The sequence below is a fragment of the Occallatibacter riparius genome, assembly GCF_025264625.1.
GTDB lineage: Bacteria > Acidobacteriota > Terriglobia > Terriglobales > Acidobacteriaceae > Telmatobacter > Telmatobacter riparius.
This window is the reverse complement of the sequence record NZ_CP093313.1, coordinates 1-23,363: the sequence shown is the minus strand read 5'-3', so window position 1 is coordinate 23,363 and position 23,363 is coordinate 1. Positions and strand designations below refer to the sequence as shown.

The window sequence follows — 23,363 nt, the reverse complement described above, 5'->3', positions numbered from 1 at the left end:
CTTTCCTCAGCCCAGGGGTGACTCAAAGAAAAATGCAAGGAGTGGTTTGCTTTTCCCGGATCCAGATCGCCTCTAATTCCCCTCTGTAGGAGTTCCGTGCGCCTGAATTTTCCGTTACATCACCACGAGGCTATTCACTAAAAACCGGCCGGAGAACGCGGCATTTCTCCGCTTTCGTGAAGTAGGGAACGACTCCCTATCCAGTTTTTGGAATGCCCAAACTGAATCGTTTAAGTAAAGCGTTCAACAAAACCCGAATGGATGGATCGGGGAACATTTAACCCGCCTCAGAGAACGCTTGTCAAGCAATTAAATTGGACTCAAATGAGGGCTATAACCGTCGGTACTGACCTGTGGCAAATGACAACGTTTTCTGCCGGAACTCGCTCTGGTGCCGCAGTCAGGTGTAAGCGGGCAAACTATTGTAAATAAGATACCTATTATCGAAAAATGCCTAAGGTGACCCAGGCCCCGTCGGCTTGTCCGCAACGGCTGCTGCCGGGCTCATCTTGTGCAGCAGATCCTGGTCTTCCGCAGTATGCAGGCTGCGCGCTTTAGCGAATTCCGCCTGCGCCTCCTCGTTTCGGCCCATCGACCGATAGAGCTTTCCCAGCCGCCAGTGCGTGTTCACTTCCCCGGGAGCGATACTGGCGGCTTTCTGCATTTCGGTCAATGCATCCTTCTGCCTGCCGGAGTCGGCATAGATGATCCCGAGATCGAGGTGAGCAAGCCAGACAGACGGATCCCGCGAGGTCACGTCTTCAAGGACTGGCTGCGCGAGGTCCGGACGACTCATCTGCAGGTGCGCGTCCCCCAGATAAACCCGCGCCTGTACGTGGTTCGGATTGTTCGCCAGTTCGGCGTTGAACTCGCTGACGGCTTCCTCGTACTGGTGCTGTGTCCAGAGCAGGTACCCGAGCCCGAAATGCACTTCAGGCAGACGAGGATCTGCTTTGACCGCGGCCCGAAATTGCTCGATCGCTCCACTGCGGTTCTTCAGGCCATCCTGCGCCTCGCCGGCCAGCATGTCGGCTTCCGCCGAATCCGGGTTCAACAGCAGCATCTCGCGGTACACATCGAGCACGCACTGATACTGCTTCGACCACAGACAGCTGTGCGCAAGCACCAATCGCAACTCGAGATTCTGGGGATCCTTCGCCGCCGCCTTCTTCAGATAGGGCGCAGCAGTCGCGTATTCCCTCAATCCGTAATGCGCCATGCCAAGGAGGATGTCGATGCGCTGGATGTCCGGCGAGTCGGGCGGAAAAAGCTTGCGTGCGGATTCGAACGAGCGGGCAGCCTCCGCGAACTGACTTGATTTGAACAAAGCCAGCCCCAGATTGAGGCGAAGCGCGGCATCCGCGGGCTGCATCGCGATGGCTTTGCGGTAGGCGGCGATTGCCTCGTTGTAATGCTCGAGGCGCGCTTCAAGCAAGCCAATGTGGATGTAAGGTTCGGGGGAAGGGGACTTGCTCTGCCCGAGGATGCGCCACATCGCCAGGGCCTCGGGGATCCTTCCTTGCTGTTCAAGCGAGATCGCTGTTTCGCGCGACGTCGCAGCGTCTCTGGTCTGCGCAGACACACTCACCAATGGTGCGAGCCATGCCGTAAGAACAATGGCTGAACTCCCAATAATTTGAACCAACCGCATAAAGGACGTGAAGAGCCAGAGAGAAAAGATGCGCGGCGGGTGGAATCCCGCCACGCATTGTTGATGTTCTAGAAAACGACCTTACCGCCAAACTGGAACGTGCGCGGATCACGCGCGCCGCTTGCCTGGCCGTAGTCGCTTCCGCTCCAGTTGTTACGGAAGTTGTTGAACTGCGTGTGATTCCAGGTGTTGTAGCTCTCGGCGCGGAACTCGAAGTGAGTGCGCTCCGTGATCGCAAACGCCTTGTAGATGCTGGTAGTGAAGTTGGTGTTTCCCGGACCTACCACGGCATCGCGACCAGCGTTGCCGAACCCGTAGTTCCGGCCGCCCAGCCAGCCGGCCATCGGCGCTGCGAAGGCATCGCCAGAAACCCACTGGTAGACGTTCCCAACATGCTTCTTCGGATAAGTGACGCTCTTCACCTTGTCAGGGAAGATCCTGTAGTTCCCACCGAGGCCGACCGTGTCTGCGCCACCATAGCCGGGAGTGTTATTGCCCGCCCACGGCAGACCGGTTTGCACGACGACCGTCCCGGCGAGAGTCCAGCCACCCAACAAGCTCTTCGTCAGGCCCTGAGACGAGTTGAAGAACGGGAACTTGTAGATGTAGTTGGCGTTCATGATGTGCCGGCGATCGAGATTGCCAGATCCACGATCGTACTTGACGCTGAATGGATTACTCGAGTTGGCGGATAGATCGGCGCTGCCGTACTGAGAGTCGATCTCGTGCCCGTAGGTGTAGTCCACCTCGAAGCTGAGACCATGACGAGCCTGCTGACGCAGTCCCAGCTGGAAGCTGTTGAAGTTGCCCGTTGCAATCGTCGATTCCTGGACGATATTGCTGAATCCCGGGAAGGTCCGGGCCATCGCAGTTTGGGCGCTGTTAAGCTGTCCTCCTGCCGCTGCCTCGCGGGTCGCCATCGAGGTGCTGAGCGGGAACGGGTTGATGGGGAACTGCAAGAGCTGGTGCCATGCAGTGTTGCCGACGAACTGCGCGACGGCGACCATGGACGGCAGGAACTCATGCTGGATCCCAAGGCTATACTGCGCGACGCCCGGGTTCTTGTAATTGCTGGCGATCGTGGTGGGTCCCTGCGGAACCACCGGCAGCATATCGCTGGAGAGTTGTGAACCGTTCTGCCAGCTGTAGTACGGGTTAGCCAGAAGCGTATTGTTCACCCCTGGTGTGTTGGTGAACGGAGCAGCAGTGGCGACATTGTAGATGTCGTTGCCCTGGATGCGCTCGTAGAACGTACCAAAGCCGCCACGCAGGACCGTCTTGCCGGTGCCGAACAGGTCGAGCGAGAAGCCAACGCGCGGCATCACGGTGTTGTAGTCGTTCTTGGTGAGTCCGGCCGGCGTACCGCCCTGTCCGGCAACGGTGACGCCGTTCAGATAGTACGTATTACCTTCGAATTGCTGAAGCCCCGGGCTGACCTGCGCGCATGCCCCGCCGGCGTGCGTGCAGAAGGCGCCAGTGCCGGGATCCAGGATAGGCTTTGCAGCCGATTGGTACTGCGTCGGATCGAAGCTGGCCACGCGATTGTTGCGCTCCCAGGCATGAGGCATGGCATCGTAGCGGATGCCGTACTGGATGCTGAGGCGATTATTCAGGTGCCAGTTGTCCTGCGCGTAAACCGATGTGGTCTGGTTCACGTAGTGACGGATGTCCTGATTCTCCATCTGGGCATAGCCGGTGCTGAGGCCCATCAGGAAGTCCAGGTAGGAGTCGCCCGTGAGCGTGCCGTTCGGATGCCCGGGCGTATCGCCACTGGCTTTGGTCCAGCCGTCGTTGAACGTGAAGTTGCCGTTCGTGTTGCCAAATAGCTGCTGGTTCTTGGTGTACCGGTTGTAGCCGCCGCCGAATTTCAGCGAATGCTGGGCGTGTGTCACCGAGAGTCCGAAGACCTCGTTGATGTCCTGCGCGGCATTGTGCCAGGGTTGCGACCACGGATCGAACGCCGTGCCCCAGGAGCTGAGGTTCACCGTAGGCAGCCGGTTCTTGGCGTTTTTCTCAGCCGGGAAGAACGACTGGCCGGGATAGTCCGAAGGCTTCTGCCAGGAGGTACCGGAGGGCTGGATGTTGATCTGGTTGCTGTTGTAGTTGAGAGACGCTTCAAGCAGAAGGCTCGGCGTGATGGTGCCGGTCAGCTTGATCGTTCCCATGTCCGACGGATTGCTGAAACTCGAGCCAACCGTCGGATAGCTGTCGCCGCTCCACATCGAGGTGGCGTAGGTCTGGCTCACGCCATCGTGAATATAGTGGGCAAACATCTGCCACTTGTCGTTGAAATTGTGATCGACGCGGGCAACCTCCTCGTGCACATTCGTGGGCTGCTTGCTCGAGACCGAAATCAAGTCGCCCGCTGTGTTGGCCTTGGGTATTGCGCCCACGCCGTTGTACGAGAGGGCCGCGGGATCAATAAGCGTGGCCGGGATCTTGTTGCCCGGAAACGCCACGTAATTGATGGTTCCGTCCTCGTTCTTTGTGGGAGGCGTCAGACCGGCGGCAACCAGCTTCGCGTTATAAGCAGGGTTCTCCGTATAGGGAATGAACACCTGATTCTGGCCAGATGCCGCATAGGCAGGCAGCACGTAAGTGAAGTCCTGCGCGGACGTGATGAAGTCGGCCGTTGGAACAGCGTGAATTCCGGCAGGCGAGCTGCCCTGAATGATGCGGCGCCATTCCTGGTTATAGAAGAAAAAGGTCTTCTTCTTCTGCTCGTTGTACACGTGAGGAATGAAGAACGGGCCGCCGAGATTGCCGCCGAAGATGTTGAGGCGTAACTCGGGCTTGTCCTTCTTCTGCCCCTGATCGTTGTCGAAATAGTTGTGCGCCTGCACGGCGTCGTTGCGAAGGAATTCCCACAACTCTCCATGGAAGGCTGTCGTGCCGCTCTTGAGCGCCATCGAGACGGTGCCGCCGGACGAGATACCGTAGTCCGGAGGATAGTTGCTGGCCAGCACCTGGAACTCGCTTAGCGCGTCCTGAGACGGCATCATCGACGATTTGCCGCCGCTGCCGCGGTCATAAGCTTCAGCTCCGTCGATCATCCAGACGTTGTGGCCTTGGTTCAGACCGTTGAAGCTGATCACGAAACTGGAACCTACTGAGGTTGGCATGTTCATGTCAGGCAGGTTGCCGCTGACGCCCAGGCCGAGGGTCGCAAGACTCACGATGTTCCGGCCGTTCGTCGCCAGATCCGTGATCTGCTCCTCGCTGATGAGTGTGCTCACCACGTTCGAGTCAACCTGCGGTGTTAACGCGTTTGCCGTCACTGTGATGGTGGCCGTCTCTGCGCCCACCGTCAGCTTGGGATCAACGCGGAATGTTGCCGAGATGTTGACGACGATTCCCTTTTGCTCAAACGTCTGGAAGCCCTTGGCAGTAACTTTCATGTCAAACGAGCTGGCGTTCAAGCCCGGGAATGAATACAGGCCTGTATCACTGCTTGTCGTGGTTCTTATTGCGCCAGTGGCCGTATCCGTCAGCACCACTTGTGCTCCGGGTACAACTGCGCCTGTTTGGTCAGTGACAATGCCGGTAACCGTCGAGTTGGCCTGCGCGAATGCCCCCACGCTCACCAGCACGAAGAATAACGGCAAGAGCAAAAACCAGTACTTCGCGTTTTTCATTTGACCGTCCTAGAACTACTGCAGTTAACGCCACGGATCCCGGTGCGCGTCTTCCTCCTTCACGCTCCCCTTGGGGCTGCGATTGCGCATCCTCGCCATGGCCTCCCGTCTCTCCGGCGTGCCACATCTTCAGGCCGCCGTCGGCTCTTTTCGCCGCGCGGGGTCCGTTCCTGTCCTATCCTCGCCATCGCAGCTCTCTTAATTCAGGCGAGGCGCTTCTGTCCCAGACGTAACTTCCCGTATGCGTTCCCGCAAAACCAGAAACCTACGTCAGATGGGAGGAAGATGATCTACAGTATCCGTTTTATGGAAACTATCCACTCAAACGTTTGAGCGAATAAACCAAGCATCCTTCCAACCCATGACATTGGACCGTGGGTTATAGAGGGAGGTTTGTATCGGCGATCACGCGTGCGTGTGACAAGGAGACGATTTCGGGGAAATATCGCAATTCCCAAAATGGCACAGATAACTGGACTGAGTTAGGGAAGAATGAATGAATAACTCGGAGGCCTATCTCATCCGCGCCAGGTCGCGCAGATCCCGTGCCGCCGCTTCCAGAAATGTCTCAACGCTCACGCCTTCGGGAATTTCGAGACCAGACTTCGCTATCAGCGCAGCGCAGATCCGATCGGCCAGCTTCTGCCGTACCTCGAGAGGCATATCCAGACGCCGCGCAAAAAATCCCTCAAGCACTTCGAGATCGCTGCTGGTCAGTTTGGAGATTCCTCCAGCGGGCAGTACCACACGCGTATGCGGTTCGCTCGGCGCCTGCGTCGGAGTAAAGCTCGCCGCGGTGAAAGTTCGCGACCCCGACTCGCCCCACAGCGGCGCCTCCTGCTCGCGATCCTGCACCACAAGCGTCCCGGCAGCCAGGTCGCCCAGCCGTTGATGCTGCTTCGTGATGAACATCGTGATCACGCCGACCGCATAGAACGAAGGAATCTGATCGATATAGCGAATGAAGTTCCGCGCCATCGATTCGAACAGCCCTATGGGCCTGCCCGACTTCTGAATCACCCGTATCTTCGCAATCTTCTTGCCCGGCGTGCGGCCGTTCCAGAACGCCTCGAACAGCGTGAAATAGCCCCAGTTGAACAGGAAAAGCAGAAAGATAACGAGAGCCACTGTCCACTGATACGAAAGCTTGTTGAACGCCGCAATCGCCGGCCCAACAAAACTGATCAGGAAGATAACTACGATCAACGCCACGAACCACAGCACCGTATCCACCAGCACAGCAATGAAGCGGCTGCCGATACCCGCCAGCGGCAATTCAATCGAGACCAGTTCCGGCGTGTCGATGCTAAGCTGATCAGAACCCGGGTTCATGACACACATCCTATCCAATCAATGGCTCGCCAGGCGACGTCCTCACTGGGACCGTCTGCAGGCCCTGCTCGGCCAGGCAGACTCGATCGGACTCGGCCGCCTTTCGCGCGCCGAGCTGCAGGAATTGGCCCTCCTCTACCGGCAGGTCGCCGCCGACCTCTCGGTCCTTCGCCAGGACACGACGGCCCGCACTTACGCCACCCACGTGAATCAGTTGCTGGCTCGCGCCCACCATATCATCTATTCGGGCCGAAAGACGAGCATCGCCGGCCTCTTCCGCTTCCTGCGCGACGAGTACCCCCGCATCTTCCAGAACAATCTCCGATACGTTGCCGCGTCGCTCATCATCTCCCTGGCCTGTGGAGCGCTCGGGCTCATCCTCACCAACACGCAGCCGGAGTTCATGCGCCACTTCCTGGGGCCCAGAATGATCGCCACCATGGAGCGCCACGAAATGTGGACGCACTCCATCGTGAGCGTCGCGCCCATGGAAACCAGCGCCATCATGACCAATAACCTGTCGGTGAGCTTCCTGACCTTCGCCGGCGGCATCACCTTCGGCCTCTTCACTCTGTTCTCGCTCTTCAATAACGGAATGATGCTCGGCGTCATCGGCGCCGCTTGCCATCACTACGGCATGTCGCTTTCGCTCTGGAGCTTCGTTGCCGCGCACGGCTCCCTCGAACTACCGTCGATCATCATCGCCGGGGCCGCCGGACTGCGCCTCGGCCATGCCATGCTGTTTCCCGCCGGTTACCGCTGGAAAGATTCCGTCGCCCGCGGCGGCATCGAAGCCACGCGTCTCGTCTCCGGAATCATCCCGCTGCTCGTCATCGCCGGATGCCTTGAAGGCTTCTTTTCGCCCTCGCAGGCTCCAGTCGCTCTCAAGTTCACCGTCGGCGCGATGCTCTTCACGCTGTTGAACCTCTGGCTCTTCCGGCCCCTCAAGTCAGATCTACCGTCCTGACACCTGAGTAGCTGCTGAACCTCGCCGACGCCCTATTCGAGAAGCATGGCCAAAGGGCAGAACTGAAAGCAGAATCGATTGTTGACGACCGCTCGCCCGCAACCAGTTCCTTGCGAGAATGGGACTCCAAATGGCCGAACCATACGTCCGTCTGCTAACCCTCCTCCTTGAAGGGGCAGAGATTGCGAACTTTGAATACTGGGCAGAATTCATCATCCGGCTCCAGCGAGACGAATCCACGACACGCTCTGCACTGCGCGAGTGGTTCGGCGAACGCCGGATACCCCCGCTATTCTGCGTTCGGCTTCGCGGAAGGTGGTGGATTGGCTCCGAAGAAGAATGGTCCACCTCGCTAAAACAGTTCCCCTTCAAAGGTGTGCCGCCAATACCGTTGGAAGCGCCGCTTCAAGCCAGCACCCTGATGACAATGCTGGGCCTCGGTATTTCCAGTTTGCGGGTAAACGAGAGTGGGGGCCTTACCCTCATTCTTTCCGACGGACGAGTCGTGAACATTCAGGGGACCAACCCTGAGTGGGCAGAAAGTTGGTTCTTGGAGCTTCCGATAGATGATGTTGACCGAGATCAGTGGTCGTTGATTTGCGATTCAGAGGGGCACATCACTGGAACATATCCCCAGTCCGCGATCTCATGAGTAGAGCGTCGTTCATGTTCTGGGCGAGTGGCCGGCCTTTTACCCGCCTACTTCCGCCCGCAATGGCCCCTGTTAACTACGTTTGAGGCTGTCTCGCACCCGTGACCGTCATCACAGACCCCGCGCCTCGAAGTCGCTACTCTCACAACAAGGGTTGAGCTCTGTTCACCAGAGCTCAGCCCTTCACCGTATCAGAGTGGGGTTACTAGAAAATTAGCTACCCCTCCCCCTGTTTTTGCTTCTCCATATATTCGCTTTTTCGAGCTAAATTTTAGTTAAATGACTCAACATACATGGCTTAACGAAATACAGAAATTCATATGCATTTCTGCCCCATTTTGGAAAATCAGACTCAAGAGGTTACTTCGCAGTAAACAGAAGAGGTACAGTCCGTCTATAGCACTCTGCCGGTCTGCGGATCAATCAACATCGGCTTCCCCTTTGCTGGCTGTCGATACCTCAGATAACCGATTCCCACACGCATGTTATGAATCACCGGCCCCGGCACGGTGATCGCCAGGCTCACGCCCAAAATCGCATGCGTCAGCATCAGCGTGTATACATTCCGGCAGCGCAGAAAAACAAAGCACGCCGTTGTGCCCCAGATCAGAGTCACCACGGTCAGCAGGGGATTCGGCAGATGCGCCGCCGCAAAGATCGCCGCCGCCGTCACTGCCGCAGCTTCACGTCGTGGCAACAACCGCAGCAGCCGGAAAAGGAAATAACCCTGCAGCAGAAACTGCTGCACGAACGACCACACCGTGTAGCCGCCCCACGCCAGCACCCAGCCCTTCACCGTGTGCGGAATCCGCAGCGTATGCAGCTGAATCGCAATCGCTAGTGCCGCAGCCGAGACCACCGCGGCCAGCGCCACCACCCACAGCGAAGCCACAAACCCGCCCCGCCGAAAACCCATCGCCTGCCAGCCCGGAAACGACCAGCACGTCGAAGCAGCGATCCAAAGCGCCGACGCCCACCAGAGCCATGCCTGAGCCGGCCGCGGCGTCCACACCGTTGCCACAATCAGCCCATAGCCAACACAAAGCTCAACCAGTGCCAGCCATCTGCCGCGCCGTCCCGCGTCAGTGCCGAACTCAACCGCATCGTCCATACCGGTCGTCTATTGCACCGCAATCGTCTGGATGACCGGCATCGCGTCGTGATCGGCCGAGAAGGTCAACACGTTCGTATTGTCCGTGCGATCGAACATCGCTTGAACCACAACCGCGCCCGCCGTAGGTCCGGTAGGCGGAAAAGCAATCGCCGTCGGCGATTGCCCGTTCACATGCAGCTCCGCAAAGCGCGACCCCTTATCAGGATTCACATATGCAATCAGCACGCGCGCCCAGCCCACATGTGCAGCCACTTTCGAGAACCGCACCTCGCATCCGCGGCACGGCGTCCGCGTCTGCGGCTCCGGCCGGTAGGTCACCGCGCCCAGGTCCATTCCGTCCACGCGCGCCAGCACAGCGCTTTTTGCCGGCACTTTCACTGTGTAGGAGCCATAGGTCGGCAACTCCTCGCCTGTCCACAGGTCCTTAACCTTCGACGGCGTCTGCGCCAATCCCAGGTCCTTCCACTGCGCCGTGATCTCCGCTGCGTCGCCGGTGCGGTTCAGCAGCAGCAAGGCTCGCGTCCCCGGTTTCGCCAGCGGCTTCGACCACACCTGCAGCCCCGGCTTCGGCTCGGTCACCTTCACCGCCTGCAGCCCCAGCGGATCCTGATCGATCGCTACCACCTCGGGCTTGGTCAGTATCTGCAGCGTCACCGGCGTCAGCTTCGTCAGATCCGCGCCCACCAGCAGCGGCCCACCCGACATCGCCCACAGGCACATGTGCACCCAGTTCTGCACATCTGTGAACTCCGGCATGCCGATTACCATCATGTCGGGATCGTTATAGAACCCTGTGTGCTGGGCTTCCGGATGAATCCCCTGCTCGAAGTTGGCCAGCATCTTGTCGAAGCCCGCCTTGCGATCTTTGTGTTCACCGGCTGCCACAATGGGATCGACGATGTCGCCGCTCGTCCGCCACACATCGCCAGGCGCGCCGCCCACGTGCGGAGCCCACGTCCACGGGCTCTGCTTGCCCCATTCGCACAGCGAAAGATAAAGCCGATGGCCGGTTGCCTTCTCTGCCTTGGCGATCGCGCGCGCAATCTGCGCATACTGCACGGCCGGGTCAAGGTTCTCCTTGTCTCCGCCGCACCAGTCCACCTTCACATAGTCGAAGCCCCACTTGGCGAACTGCAGAAAATCCTGCTCGTAATGTCCCTCGCTTCCTGCGCCGAAGATCTTCGGACCCAGGTCGGGATACATGCTGCAGCCGTCCTTGCCGGCGTCAGTGTAGATGCCGGCTTTAAGTCCCAGCGAGTGAATGAAGCGCACTATGTTCGACATGTCGCCCGCGGTCTCGCCCGGGGCCAGCGCGGGCCACGCCTGCGGATCGACAATGAAGTTGCCTGCAGCGTCGCGCTTGCCCAGCCACCAGCCCTCATCGATGTTGATGTACTGGTAGCCTTCCTTCTGCATGCCGTTGGCGGCCATCGCCTTCGCCTGCTCCATCACGATCTGCGCATTCACTGTGTTGGAGAAGCTGTTCCACGACGACCAGCCCATTGGCGGCGGCGCCACCGGGATCACCCGCGGCGCGCTCTGACCATAGGCTGAGATCTCCAAGGCAACTGCAAGCACTGCAACTGCGACGCGTGTCGCGAAGACTCTTAATCGCATGTCCCTTCCTACACTTTCAGGAAGATTTTCCTCCGGTAAAGGACCCACACAGGGATGAAGCAAAATGCCGCGAATGATACCGAGTAAGAGAACGCGGCCCATCCCGGATCGGGAATATGGTGAAGCGGACTGGCCAACGCTTCGAGCAGGGTCTGCCGGCGCCAGGGGCCGGCATCAACATGTATGTTGTAAAGGATTCCCGGCACCAGTTCACTGAACATGTAAGCCGCAATCGCGTTCGACCCGAATACAATCCACACATACGTCCATCCCTTGCGCCAGTTCATCTGCTCCACCGCCCAGTAGCAGAACGTGAGCAGCGCCAGGGAATACCCGCCTGCCACCAGCACAAACGAGCTGGTCCACATGTTCTTGTTCAGCGGAAATTCAAGCGACCACACATAGCCTATCGCGAGACTCGCCACGCACCCCGCCAACAGGCCCAAAGTCTTGGTCGAAACCGCGCGCGTCGATCGCAGCCAGATGCCCGCCAGCGCGCCCATCAGCGCCGTGCCGAACGCCGGCAGGTTGCTCAGCATACCTTCAGGATCACGCACGTTATGGTCGGGCGGATACAGATACAGGTGATACGGGAACAGGTGCTGATCGATCCACGACACCAGGTTACGGTTCACGTCCAGGAACGGCAGATCCTGCCCCGGCGTTCCCCAACCTGGCACCGGAACCCAGCGGACAAGTACCCAGTAGCCCACCAGCGCCACTACCAGAGCGACCACCTTGGTCCACGCGCGTCGGTCATAGAGGTAGAACAGCCCTACAACCAGATAGCAGATCCCGATCCTCTGCAGCACGCCGTAGAACCGCATATGGTCCAGCCGGAAGAACGGGAAGCTGTTCACGATAATTCCAAGGCAGATCAGCACCACTGCCCGAATCACCGTATGCTTCGCCAGTTGCGCCTTGACCGCGCCCTTCGCCAGCCGCGCCTCAGCGGCGAAGACAATCGACACTCCCATCACGAATACGAATGTAGGAAACACCAGGTCGGTCGGCGTCAGGCCGTTCCATTGCGCATGGTTCATGAATCCCCATGAGCCCGGCCCACCGTTGTTGTTCACCATGATCATGAAGCAGATGGTGATGCCGCGAACCACGTCCAGCGACAGCAGCCGCTTCACAGCCGACGCCGCTATGCTGGGGTTGGTCATTGTTCTTGCAGGGGAAGCCGCAAGGCCCGGTTGACTCATGAAGAACGCTCCGCCTCCGATCTTTATCTCCAAATCTGCAACGTTTGAACCTGGCTGCGAGGGAGACAAAACCGGGATCTCTCGTGCCCTCACCTTACGCGCAGAACCCCGCTTTCGCCAACTCGCCGAGTGGATTCTGGTGCTTACTTCCCAACCCTCTGACTTGCCGGCTCGCTAACCCGCTCTCTGAGCGACTCGCTCTTTCGCTCCATCATGATCGCCACCACACTGCCCAGCACCAGCGCCGTGCCGAGCACCGTCCTCATGCGCAACTCTTCGCCGCCGAGCCAATGGCCCAGCGCAACCGCGACCACCGGGTTCACGTAGGCATAGGTGCCAACCCTGGTGGGCGACTCATGATGCAGCAGCCACAGGTACGCCGTGAATCCGATGATGGAGCCGGCGACGATCAGGTAAACCAGCGCGCCCCAGGCACCCAATGACACTTGAGCCGGATGAAACTGCGGCCACTCGCCGAACGCGCCGGACACTGGAACCATCAGGAGCCCGCCAACCAGCATCTGCGCGCCTGAACTCACCATCTTCGATTGAGGAAGCGGCAGCCGCTTGGTCATCACTGTCGCAAAAGACCAGCTCACCGCTGCCACCACCAGCGCCACCGCTCCCGTTACGCTGACCGCTGTCCCACTCAAGCCTGCGGTCCGCAGCGTCAGCACACCTACACCCGCCAAACCGCCCACCAGCGAGACCGCCAGCCAGGCGGTAAAGCGGCGCGTCCGGAGCAGCAACACCTCGGCAATTGCGGTAAACGCCGGAATGCCTGCGAGCATCACGGCGGCTATCCCCGAAGGCACCCGGGTCTCCGCCCAGAACAGCAGCCCATAGTCACACACGAAAATCAGCGTAGCCAGCAGTACAACAGAACCCCACTCCTTGCCTTTCGGTGCGGCTTCGCGCCGAATGCGTGTCCACCCGTACAGCGCCGCGCCTGCAATGGCGAAGCGCAGCGCCGCGAAAAGCAGCGGCGGCACTTCGCGCACGCCTACTCTGATGGCGAGGAACGTCGAACCCCACACGAAGTACACGATCCCGAATGCCAGAAGGGTCTTCCAGGCAGGACGCTCGCTCATTGTCGACAAAGACGCTCCTCTTCGAGTAAACACCATCCATTTAAACTTGAATCAGATCCTCAAGACAGCACATACCTGATGAAGACAATTCTCGCAGCGTTGTTGTTCCTTGGAGTGTTCGCTCATTCGTTCGCACAGACCGCCTCAACTGAGGCCACTCACATCACCGGCGGCATTCTCCAGTCGATAGACAACGCCGCGGTTACTTCGGCTGGCGATAGGTTCCTCATTCAGCGAACCGACGCTCACGCGTCCATCACGCTGGTCTTCACCGGTTCTCAGGCGGTCGGCGTTGAATTTGAAAACAAGCAGTGGTGGATCCTCCCCATCAGCGCGGCCGGCGTGCGCATCGAGGGAAATCAGGGCCTTTGGATACTTCCCGTGGACGCTGCCTCGAAGGATCGCTCATGGTTTATTCAGTTGAGCACGGGCGATCTCTCCGCCGAGAAGACCGAATCTGGATTGAAGGTGACGGTGAACGCAGACCGCGCCACGCTCACAGCCTCTGAGGCCCGCCCCCACAGCGACATCTTCGGTCACCGATTCTCATTCCACATCGACGGCGGCGCAGACCTTGAGAATGCGCTCGCGGGCTTTTATTGGGGCACCATCCTGCCATCGGTGGTGGAGAAGACCATGGCGGCGAAGTTCCCCTACCACGATGGATATGTTCTGAGCACCCTGAACATCACCTCGTATGCGGGCTCCTATCCGGCGGTTGACCACGAGTTCCAGATCAAAGCCCGTTTGGCGATCGGCTCGGACGCTGATCTCGACGTTGTGCGGCGCATGATCGAACTTCAGTTCAGGCTGATGGAGAACGATCCCGAGCGCCTCTATCGCGCGCCCACCTCAGTGCAGCCCGACGGTCGGCGCGAATATCACGTGCGCAGAAACAGCCAGAACAATCACGTGAACGCTGCCATGTTTCCACTCACCGGCGATATCGAAGTGATCGAGGAGGCCTGGAACTACTACTCCGCAACCAAGAATTCTGCGTGGCTACGGGCGAATATCGAGAACCTCGAGCATGCGGCCGGTTGGATCCTCGCGAATACAGATCAATATGGCCGCGTGTGGTCCGATGTCTACTACGAAGACCAGGTCATGAAGGACGGCCGCGAAACCATGGCCCAGGCCTTCGCCGCGCACGCCTTCGAGCTCCTGGTCGCCATGGAGAAGCAACTAGGTCGGCCCGAGAAGACGGCGCGCTATACCGCGAGTTCAAAGCAGATGGCCGGCGCCCTCATCGCCCCTCTTCCGATGGGTTATTGGGATGAGCAGAGCCACAGGTTTATCGACTGGGTCGACCGCGACGGCAAGCCTCACGACCACATCCATCTGCTGGCCAACGAACTGCCCGTGCTCTTTGGATACGCAACGCCAGCTCAGTCGGATGCCGTTCGCCACCTCATCGAGGACAATGCCGCGGAATTCGAGCGGTTCCCCAGCTTCGTCGCTGCCAATATCGCCGCCTACGACAAGTCCGAGATTGGCGACGGCGGCCCTTACGACCTTTGTGCAGCCGGCCGTTACTGGTATTGGGATGCGGCGTTTCGCGCGTCGATGAAGCAGAACGGGCTCTTGCTCGATCAACTGAAGGCTGTCGCCACGGAGGCCGCGAAGAACAGCTACTTCATGGATGAACGCTATGACATGGACCATTTCTATTACATCGATGGCAAGAACAGTCACGGCGCCAAAAAGTACTACGAATACCCCAACGTCTTCGCCGCGGTCCTCATCGGGAAATACCTGGGCCTGTCCATTCCCGCGGATGCCGACGTTTCCGTTTCTCCGCATAGCCAAGGCTACGGCAGCGTAGAACTCGACACTCCTCAGTACGCGCTTTATTACAGCAGCAACAAAGACGGATTCGTACTGAAGAATCTCTCCGACAAGCCGCGCCGCTACAAGGTCGACCTTTCGGCGCTCGGGTCAGCAACCGTGCACTACAGGCTGGAGAGCAGGACAACTCGCGGGATTGTCGGCGCCCGGTCAACCATAACTCTGCCGGCACACGGCGAGGCCCGCTGGATCCTGCAGCAGTGAAATCGCACTGAATAGATGCACAGCGGGGGCTCGACCTGAGCACACCCTACGAACTCCGGTGATCTCCACCCTCGAATTCCTGTACTTCGAACTGCTACACTCCCCTTTCAGGAAATCGCCCCGAGACCGTAACGCGAGCGCCTTGGAGACACACATGCCCGAAGCAGTTGAAATCCAGCAGCCGGCTTTCCGTCCTTTTATCTCCCCCGATCACAAGCCGCCCGAGTTCACCATCCGCGCCATCGTCATCGGCTGCATCTTCGGCATCATCTTCGGAGCAGTCACTGTCTACGTGGGCCTCCGCGCCGGCCTCACCGTCGCAGCATCCATTCCCATTTCGGTGCTCTCGATTTCCATCCTGCGCGTTCTGGGCCGTGCTTCCATCCTCGAAAACAACATCGTCCAAACCACCGGAAACGCCGGCCAGTCCATCGCCTCGGGCGTTATCTTCACTCTGCCTGCTCTCGTCTTCCTCGGCTTCGAGCTCGAGTACGCGCGCATCTTCATGCTCGCCCTCATCGGCGGATGGCTGGGCGTCCTCTTCATGATCCCGCTGCGCCGTCAGCTCATCGTCAAGGAACACGGCGCTCTCCCGTATCCCGAAGGCACCGCCTGCGCTGACGTGCTGATCGCAGGCGAAAAAGGCGGCTCCCTGGCATCGCGCGTCTTCCTCGGTCTCGGACTGGGCGGTGTCTACACCTTCCTCGCGAACAAAAATCTGCTCGCCGTATGGCCGGGATCCCCCGGCTACTCGCCCGACTTCGGCGACCAGCACGTACTGAAAGGCGGAGCCATTAATGCCGACGCAACCTCGGAATACCTCGGCGTCGGCTACATCATCGGTTCGCGCGTCGCCGGCGTCATCTTCGCCGGAGGCGTTTTCTCTTGGCTGGTAGTCATGCCACTCATCTACTTCTTCGGAAAGGCTCTGCCCGGGCCGATCTATCCCGGCCAGGTTCCGATCGCGCAGATGGGTCCCAGCGACCTCTGGGCCGCCTACATCAAGCCAATGGGCGCGGGAGCAGTGGCGGCCGCCGGGCTCATCACACTGCTCAAGACCGTTCCCACGATCTGGTCCGCGCTCACGGAAGGCGTCAGGTCCATGCGCGGAGGTTCGGCGGTCGCGCAAGCCAAGCCGGTCCGCACGGAGAACGATCTTTCCATGTCAGTCGTTCTCATCGGATCGCTGCTCATCGTTGCCTGCATGTTCCTGTTTCTGGAGTTCAAGCCTGTTCCCGGTGCCTTCGTCGGATGGGCCGCTAACCTCGCCGCCTCGTTGCTCGTGGTCGTCTTCGGATTCCTCTTCGTCACCGTCAGCTCCCGCATCGTCGGCCTCGTCGGCTCCTCGGCCTCGCCGGTCTCCGGCATGACGATCGCCACCCTCATGGCCACCGCCGCCGTCTTCCTTGTCCAGGGCTGGACCGCACCCGCATTCGGTGCACTCGCCATCACCATTGGTGGAGTGGTCTGCATCGCGGCCTCAAACTCTGGCGACACCTCGCAGGACCTCAAGACTGGCTACATTATTGGAGCCACGCCCCGCCTCCAGCAGATCGCCCTCATGATTGGCGTCGTCGTTTCAACGCTCATCATCGGAGTCACCCTCAACCTCATGAACACCGGCTTGCAGGAGTTCCACGCGCTCGGCAAAGCATGGGACATCAACGCCCCGCACGCCGGCGTGGCCATCCAGACCGACAACAAGCACCTGCCTAACGAAATCCGCGTCGTTGGAGCGGACGGGAAGACGGCTACCAACCATCAGAAATCCGAGTACGTCATTCTCAACGCCATCGGCTCGACGGAACTCCAGGACGGCAAATATCTCTACTCACCCACCACAAAGCAGATCGAAGTGTCATGGGTGCAAGGCATCGGTAGCCCGTCGGCGCCGGCACCGCAGGCACGGCTGATGGCGACTGTCATCAACGGCATCCTCAGCCGCAAGCTGCCGTGGGGGATCGTCCTTCTCGGCGTCTGCCTAGTCATAGCCGTCGAACTGCTGGGCATACGCTCGCTGACATTCGCCGTCGGGTTCTATCTGCCCATCGGAACCACGTTGCCGATCTTCTGCGGCGGAGTCGTCCGCTGGCTTGTCGATCGTGCCGCACGCCGTGCCGGCGAATCCGATGCTGATAGCGAAATCTCATCGGGGTCTCTCTTCGCCTCGGGCCTGATCGCCGCCGGTGGCATCGCAGGCCTGGTGGGCGTAGCGCTAAAGGCGCTGGAAGCCACCTACTACGACAACCGCGACGTGCTCAACGTGCCCCACACCTTCCTCGACAACAGCTTCGTCAGCGTTCTCGCCTTCGCAGCGCTGGCCTACAGTCTCTACTACTTCGCCCGTAAGCCGGTGAAAAGCTAAGCGACCTGATCCTTGAAGCACTTTGACCGTGTGACTCTTCGCTCGCCCGAGGTGCGCCCAGAATCCCTTTGTAAACCGCATCACCAAGGGATTACGATGATTCTCATCTTGTGAATATCTGAAGCCCCGGTCGAAGACCGCTAGATGAACGCGGGACGGGTGAACTTCACAATCCCAGGGGAGGAAACGAGCCCCGTGCAGTGCCCTGACACATTCCGCGCAGCCTTTGAGCAGGTGCCCACCGGTATCGCCATCAACGATCTCTACGGCCGATACCTCTACGTGAATCAGCGGCTCTGCGACCTCACTGGCTACACCCGCGAAGAGCTGCTTGCCGCGGATGTCGGCGCTCTCATACCGCCGGAGGAACTGCCCGGCTGCCTTGAACTTTTCGCTAAGTTCCGCGAAGGCAACATCCAGGCGTACTCGATCGAAAAACGCTACATGCGCAAGGACGGCAGCGCCTTCTGGGCAAAGCTCTCGGTCACGCCGATGGTCGACGAAATGACTCAGGGGCAAACCCAGCTTATTGCCGTCATCGACGACATCAGCGAGTACAAAGCCGCCCGGGACCGGCAGCTCAAGGCTGAAGAGAAATGCTCCAAGGCATTTCGCCAGACGCCTATGGCCGTCATGATTTCGAGCGCGATAGATCACCGCTATCTCGAGGTGAACGACGCATTTGAGCACCTCACGGGCTACGCGCGCGCCGAGGCGATCGGGCACACACCAATGGAAATGAATCTCTGCCTCGATCCGGAACAGAGGATGATGATCGCCAGGGCTGCCCTTGCCGGCCAGAGAGTCAGCGGCGAATATCGCTTTCGGACCCGTGATGGCCGGGTTTGCATTGCCATGGGCTATGCCGAACCGATCGACATCGACGGGGAACCCTGCGTTCTATCAGCCGCGATGGACATCACGGATCGAAAGCGGATGGAGATCGAGCTTCAGGACCTAAGCGGTCAGCTCATCAAAACCCAGGATGAAGAGCGCCGCCGCATCTCTACGGAGCTGACCGACAGCCTCGGCCAGTCTGTGGCCGCTGTGAGCTTTGAGGTCTCTCACCTCTTCCGCAGCCTCCACAATGAGTGCGGGCGCGAACTCCAGGCCATTTCCGCCAAGATCCAGGACATCGCCTCAGGGATCGCGATCATCTCGCAGAGCCTCCATCCCTCGGGTCTTGACTACACCGGCCTGCCCTGGGCGATTGAAGTGCTCTGCCGCCAGTCGCTGCATCTCTATGGGCTCCACGTCGCGTTCAAGCATGAAGGTGTGCCTGCGTTTCTGCCTCCGGATATTGCACTTTGCCTCTATCGCATTGTGCAGGAGGCGCTAAGCAACGTGGTTGAGCATAGCGGCTCGCGCGAGGCTTGGATCGAACTCACCAGCAACGGTGCTGAAATACGCCTGGCGTTCTGGGATAGAGGTGCCGGCTTTCATGTGGCGGCGACACGCTCCGGGCTCGGGTTGCTGGCCATGCGCGAACGCACGCGGCGTCTCGACGGTGAATTCTCCATTCGGGGTCAGGGTGGCACCAGGATTGACGTGTGCATTCCGCTGAGGATCTCTGACAACCTGCTGGCGCCGTCTCTCGACTTCGCCGCAGGAGAGCCGAAAACTGAATGAAGTTGAGATTTACAGGATTCAAGGCGGGCCGGTGATAATCTTCTTTTCTACTCATGTCCACCCCTGTGTCTGTTTCTGAAGTAGTTTTGGAAGTAGCACGGCCCGGCAAAATGCCAGAGTTCGTGCCCGTTGCTCACAATCCCTTCCTGCTTGGCCGTGGAGCTGAGACTGGGAATCATCTGGTCCTCGAAGATCCCCGCATCTCGCGAAACTGCGCGGCGATCGTGGAGGAGCGCGGAGTCTTCCGAATAGAAGACCGCGGGCAGCGCCACGGCATCTTCGTGAACGGCATCCGCATTGAACGTCGAGATCTGCGCGATGGCGATGTGATCGGCTTCGGCCTCGACGACTCCTACCGCATCACGTTCCGCTCAAGTAAAGATCAGGAAGACTCGGTCGAGAACATGCTCACCCGGATTGGCAGCATGTCTTCTTCAGTGAATCGCGTCGGCGGTGGAGGCGGAGTCGGGCTCAGCAATCTCAATCTTCTCCTCGAGGCGACTTCGCTTCTGCATTCGACGCTGCCGCTGGATGCGGTGCTGGGCAGCATGCTGGACCACGCGATCTCGCTCACCCGCGCCGACCGGGCCGCGCTGATCGAGCCGGATGCAAACGGCGTGCTCAAAGTGCGAGTTGCGCGGAGCTCCGACAAGCGAGACCTGCCGCCTGAAAACATCGCTCCCAGCCAGACGGCACTTCGCCAGGCGGTTCAACGCCGCTCGCCCATCATCACCGACGACGTGAGCATCGGCGGGCTCGATCTCCAGGCGGCAGAGAGCATCATGGCGCAGCAACTGCGCGCGATTGTCGCTATTCCGCTCTATCCGGTTTCCCGCGCCACCGCGCATGAGACCAGCCCCTCGCCGGACAACCAGTTGCTGGGCGCTATCTACCTCGACTCCCGCGGGCCGACTGCCTTCTCCACCCTCGATATCCAGATCCTGGCCGCGCTCGGCAGCGAGGCCGCCAGCATTCTCGACAATGCGAGGCTGGTGGAGCGCGAACGCGAGCGTCAGCGCATGGAGCAGGAACTCGAGATCGGGTACCAGATCCAACAGGGTCTGCTGCCCCACGGGCTGCGCGACTTTCCTCACGTCGAGCTGACCGGAAAGCAGATCCCCTGTCACTCGGTTGGCGGCGACTACTTCGACGTCTTCCCACTGGGCGACCGCACCGCGTTCCTCATCGCTGACGTTTCGGGACACGGTCTCGGGGCGGCGCTCGTTACGACTATGCTGCAGGGCGCGCTCTCCGGCATGACTCTGGGCGTTGATCCGGTCAAGGTGCTCAACCACGTAAACCGGTTCCTCTGCGATCACACCCAGGTGGGCCGCTATGTGACCCTCTTTTTCGGCATTCTGGCGACCGACGGTACCCTCGACTACATGCGCGCCGGGCACCCTTCACCCCTGTTGATTCGGAACGGTGAGGTTACCGATCTCTACGCGCAGGGCTCGCTTCCCATTGGGATACTCGAAGACGCGCAGGTGACAGCCGCACAGACGCGTCTCGATCCGGGCGATACGCTCGTGCTGTTTACAGATGGAGTTTCTGAAGCGACGGCCCCTGACGGCGAAATGCTTGAATTGAAGAAGCTGCGCGAGATCGTTGCAGGCGGCAGCAGCAAGACTGTGGAGGAGCTGCAAAGCTCCATCTTCAAGCACGTGGAGGACTTCACGCGCGGCGCCGAACCGTCGGATGACGTAACTCTGCTGATCCTGCGCTATCGCACGCCGGTTACCGCATAGCGGATTTGTGCCACCATTGAGGTGTCGGCAGCCGGGATTCCTTCTGCGATTTGGGGTTAGTGACCGCCTTCATGGGTCCTAACGGGCTACGGCATTTCCTGAGTTAATGTGTCCTTGCCTATTGCGTGCAGGGCCGCCGCTCCTTGAGGTCGCGTCGACTTGATCGCATCGGGTCCCGGATACAGCGACTCAGGAACTGCATTAGGCCCCAGAACTCCGGGCATGTTAGATTGAACTCGCCCCTAACCCGGAAACCGCATGGACCGCAAAAGGATAGCTCGTTATGAAATCGTCGGCGAACTTGGTCGCGGCGCAATGGGGGCGGTCTATCGCGCGCACGATCCGGTCATGGGGCGCACCGTTGCGCTGAAGTGTATCCACGCGGCAGCGCTTTCCAGCGATCAGACCAACGAGTATCGTCAGCGATTCTTTCGCGAGGCGCGGGCCGCCGGTGCCCTTGCGCATCCTGGCATTGTCCCTGTGTTCGACGCCGGTGAGGACGATGGCGTGCCGTTCCTGGTGATGGAACTGGTCCAGGGGCAGACTCTCGCCGACAGCCTTAAACAGGGGACCCGCTACTCGATCGACCAGGTATGCGAGATCGGCCAGCATATCGCCGAAGCGCTTGGCTATGCGCACCGCAATGGCATTGTTCATCGCGACATCAAGCCAGCCAATATATTGATGACCGCTCGCGAGGTCTACGGTTCGGAGCGGCCCCGCATCACCGACTTTGGAGTGGCCAAGCTTGCCGGGGGCGAGGTCACTACCACGGGCCAACTTCTTGGAACGCCCGCTTTCATGCCACCTGAGCAGTTCACCGGCGCGCCGATCGACGGGCGCACCGACCTCTTTTCGCTGGGCGTGATCCTGTACCGGATGGCTTGCGGAGAACAGCCGTTCGCGGGTGAGACCCTGACTGTCGTTTCCTACAAGATCGTCCACACGGATCCCATTCCTCCGGCGCGGCTGAATCCGGCGATAGGGCCGGCGGTTGAAGCGGTCATGCTGAAGTGCCTGGCAAAGAATCCAGCGGAGCGTTTCCAATCTGGAGAAGAGCTCGCAGCCGCACTTGCTGCCGTCCGGTTCACAGGACAGACTGCCGCGCCAGCGTCTTATCCCGCCCAGGTGACTGTCGTGGGCTATCGTTCCGACGCGACGGTTGATGTAGCCCAGACCCCGCCTCGTGGTTCGTTTGTATCGAATCCAACGCCGCAGCCGCCTTATTCTGCGCCACCGATTCCTCCGGCAGGATATCCTAAGGCGCCGCAGCCTGCTTCGCAGGCCTATCCTCAAGCTGCTGGTGCAGGACCTTCGTATCCACCCGTGCAATATCCAGCAGGCCAGCCGCTTGGTACACCGCGCATGCCTCAAGCAGTGGCGCCGCCTGCTGCGCCGCTGCCTGCTCCTCCGCGAACCGCAGCTTCGATCGGATCGACTCCTCCACCCGTTGGCCGCACCCCGACCGAAGCGCCTGGAAATGGCTCGGCTCCACCGATGAGCTCGTCTGTGCCGCCGCGTGCCACGACAGGTGCGCCGCTTGCGGCGTCTGCGCCTGCTAAGGCCACGGTCTACACGACGTCGATTGCTGCTCCGGTGATCAAGACCACCAGCGGGATCAAGATCGGCAAAGATGAGGAAGCCCCGAAGAAACGCGGGTTTAGCATCCTGGTCTGGGTCGTGATCGCCATTGGAGCGATCTTCGCGATGCGTTACATGCTTCAGGACAAGGTGCAGCAATCGATGGAAGAGGCAGCGACCGGCAGGGTGCAATCGCACTCGGCCACGCCTTCCTCGGGGCCGACGCTCGGTGCCAGCACTGCCACAACCGAGTACAACCCGCACGGTCTGGATCCCAGCCGAAGCGGCCACCTGCGCCTCGAACTCATTGGGATTCCTTCAAGCGTGACCACTTCGCTCGACGTGGATGGCCGGCCTTACTGGAGCGGGACGCCGTCGAGCCAGAGCAATTACACCGGGTTTGTGATCCCGACGGGACGGCATCAGCTTCGGATTACTGCAACGGCCGGGGCCGGTATTGTTGCGTCGAACAGCGTGAGCGCCGATCTGACTCCCGGCAAGCGCGTAGTTCTCAGCACGGATGTTCGGCCGCTGCCCGTTCCGGGCGCCGGCGCGCTAGATCGCAGCGCGAGGATCAGCCTCAGCGAACGCTCGGATGCGATGTTCTAAAAGCAGGGAATAGGGAATAGGGAATAGGGAACCGGAAAACAGCTTTCGCAGGTTTTGCCGTTTTCCGACTGCTGATTCGCCCGCTCTGTTCGTTCCGTCATGCGGACTTTGC

Annotated in this window: 14 protein-coding genes; 7 read left to right on the top strand and 7 right to left on the bottom strand. The window is 59.8% G+C overall.

What is annotated here, in order from left to right; translation table 11 throughout:
* Positions 1-454 precede the first annotated feature (454 nt).
* The 3 genes from MOP44_RS00070 to MOP44_RS00060 form a co-directional block, all read right to left on the bottom strand.
* The gene (locus MOP44_RS00070; RefSeq protein WP_260793849.1) at positions 455-1,495 is read right to left on the bottom strand and encodes a tetratricopeptide repeat protein; all 1,041 of its coding nucleotides are present in this window, start codon (positions 1,493-1,495) and stop codon (positions 455-457) included.
* Between the two features lie 224 nt (positions 1,496-1,719).
* Complete coding sequence (locus MOP44_RS00065; protein ID WP_260793848.1) at positions 1,720-5,286, bottom strand: TonB-dependent receptor; 3,567 nt, start codon at positions 5,284-5,286, stop codon at positions 1,720-1,722.
* 513 nt (positions 5,287-5,799) lie between these two features.
* Entirely contained in the window at positions 5,800-6,618 is an 819-nt protein-coding gene (locus tag MOP44_RS00060) for an RDD family protein (RefSeq protein WP_260793847.1), read from the bottom strand.
* On the opposite strand from MOP44_RS00060, the gene MOP44_RS00055 reads away from it, so the two are divergent.
* Complete coding sequence (locus MOP44_RS00055) at positions 6,617-7,585, top strand: stage II sporulation protein M (protein WP_260793846.1); 969 nt, start codon at positions 6,617-6,619, stop codon at positions 7,583-7,585. The genes MOP44_RS00060 and MOP44_RS00055 overlap by 2 nt on opposite strands.
* Before the next feature lie 130 nt (positions 7,586-7,715).
* Entirely contained in the window at positions 7,716-8,237 is a 522-nt protein-coding gene (locus MOP44_RS00050; RefSeq protein WP_260793845.1) for a hypothetical protein, read from the top strand.
* Between the two features lie 394 nt (positions 8,238-8,631).
* On the opposite strand, the gene MOP44_RS00045 is transcribed toward MOP44_RS00050, so the two are convergent.
* The 4 genes from MOP44_RS00045 to MOP44_RS00030 all read right to left on the bottom strand — a co-directional run bounded on the left by MOP44_RS00045 (position 8,632) and on the right by MOP44_RS00030 (position 13,267).
* Positions 8,632-9,348 carry a CPBP family glutamic-type intramembrane protease gene (locus MOP44_RS00045; RefSeq protein WP_260793844.1) on the bottom strand — a complete coding sequence of 239 codons (717 nt, stop codon included), beginning with the start codon at positions 9,346-9,348 and terminating at the stop codon, positions 8,632-8,634.
* A 9-nt stretch (positions 9,349-9,357) separates the two neighbouring features.
* Complete coding sequence (locus MOP44_RS00040) at positions 9,358-10,968, bottom strand: alpha-galactosidase (protein WP_260793843.1); 1,611 nt, start codon at positions 10,966-10,968, stop codon at positions 9,358-9,360.
* Positions 10,969-10,976: 8 nt separating this feature from the next.
* Positions 10,977-12,137 (bottom strand): acyltransferase family protein, encoded by a 1,161-nt coding sequence (locus tag MOP44_RS00035; protein WP_260793842.1) that lies wholly within the window; start codon positions 12,135-12,137, stop codon positions 10,977-10,979.
* A gap of 182 nt (positions 12,138-12,319) precedes the next feature.
* Positions 12,320-13,267, bottom strand: a complete 948-nt coding sequence (locus MOP44_RS00030) for an EamA family transporter (RefSeq protein WP_260793841.1) — start codon at positions 13,265-13,267, stop codon at positions 12,320-12,322.
* A gap of 78 nt (positions 13,268-13,345) precedes the next feature.
* Between MOP44_RS00030 and MOP44_RS00025 the strand changes: the two genes are divergently transcribed.
* The 5 genes from MOP44_RS00025 (at position 13,346) to MOP44_RS00005 (ending at position 23,251) form a co-directional block, all read left to right on the top strand.
* Positions 13,346-15,319 carry a glucosidase family protein gene (locus MOP44_RS00025; RefSeq protein WP_260793840.1) on the top strand — a complete coding sequence of 658 codons (1,974 nt, stop codon included), beginning with the start codon at positions 13,346-13,348 and terminating at the stop codon, positions 15,317-15,319.
* A gap of 154 nt (positions 15,320-15,473) precedes the next feature.
* Complete coding sequence (locus MOP44_RS00020; RefSeq protein WP_260793839.1) at positions 15,474-17,684, top strand: OPT family oligopeptide transporter; 2,211 nt, start codon at positions 15,474-15,476, stop codon at positions 17,682-17,684.
* Positions 17,685-17,828: 144 nt separating this feature from the next.
* Positions 17,829-19,313, top strand: coding sequence for a PAS domain-containing sensor histidine kinase (locus MOP44_RS00015; RefSeq protein ID WP_260793838.1), 1,485 nt, complete (start codon positions 17,829-17,831; stop codon positions 19,311-19,313).
* A 122-nt stretch (positions 19,314-19,435) separates the two neighbouring features.
* A complete protein-coding gene (locus tag MOP44_RS00010) occupies positions 19,436-21,061 on the top strand; it encodes a SpoIIE family protein phosphatase (RefSeq protein WP_260793837.1) in 1,626 nt (541 codons plus the stop codon).
* Positions 21,062-21,319: 258 nt separating this feature from the next.
* On the top strand, positions 21,320-23,251 hold the full coding sequence (locus MOP44_RS00005; RefSeq protein WP_260793836.1) for a serine/threonine-protein kinase: 1,932 nt from the start codon (positions 21,320-21,322) through the stop codon (positions 23,249-23,251).
* The last annotated feature ends 112 nt before the right edge of the window (positions 23,252-23,363 follow it).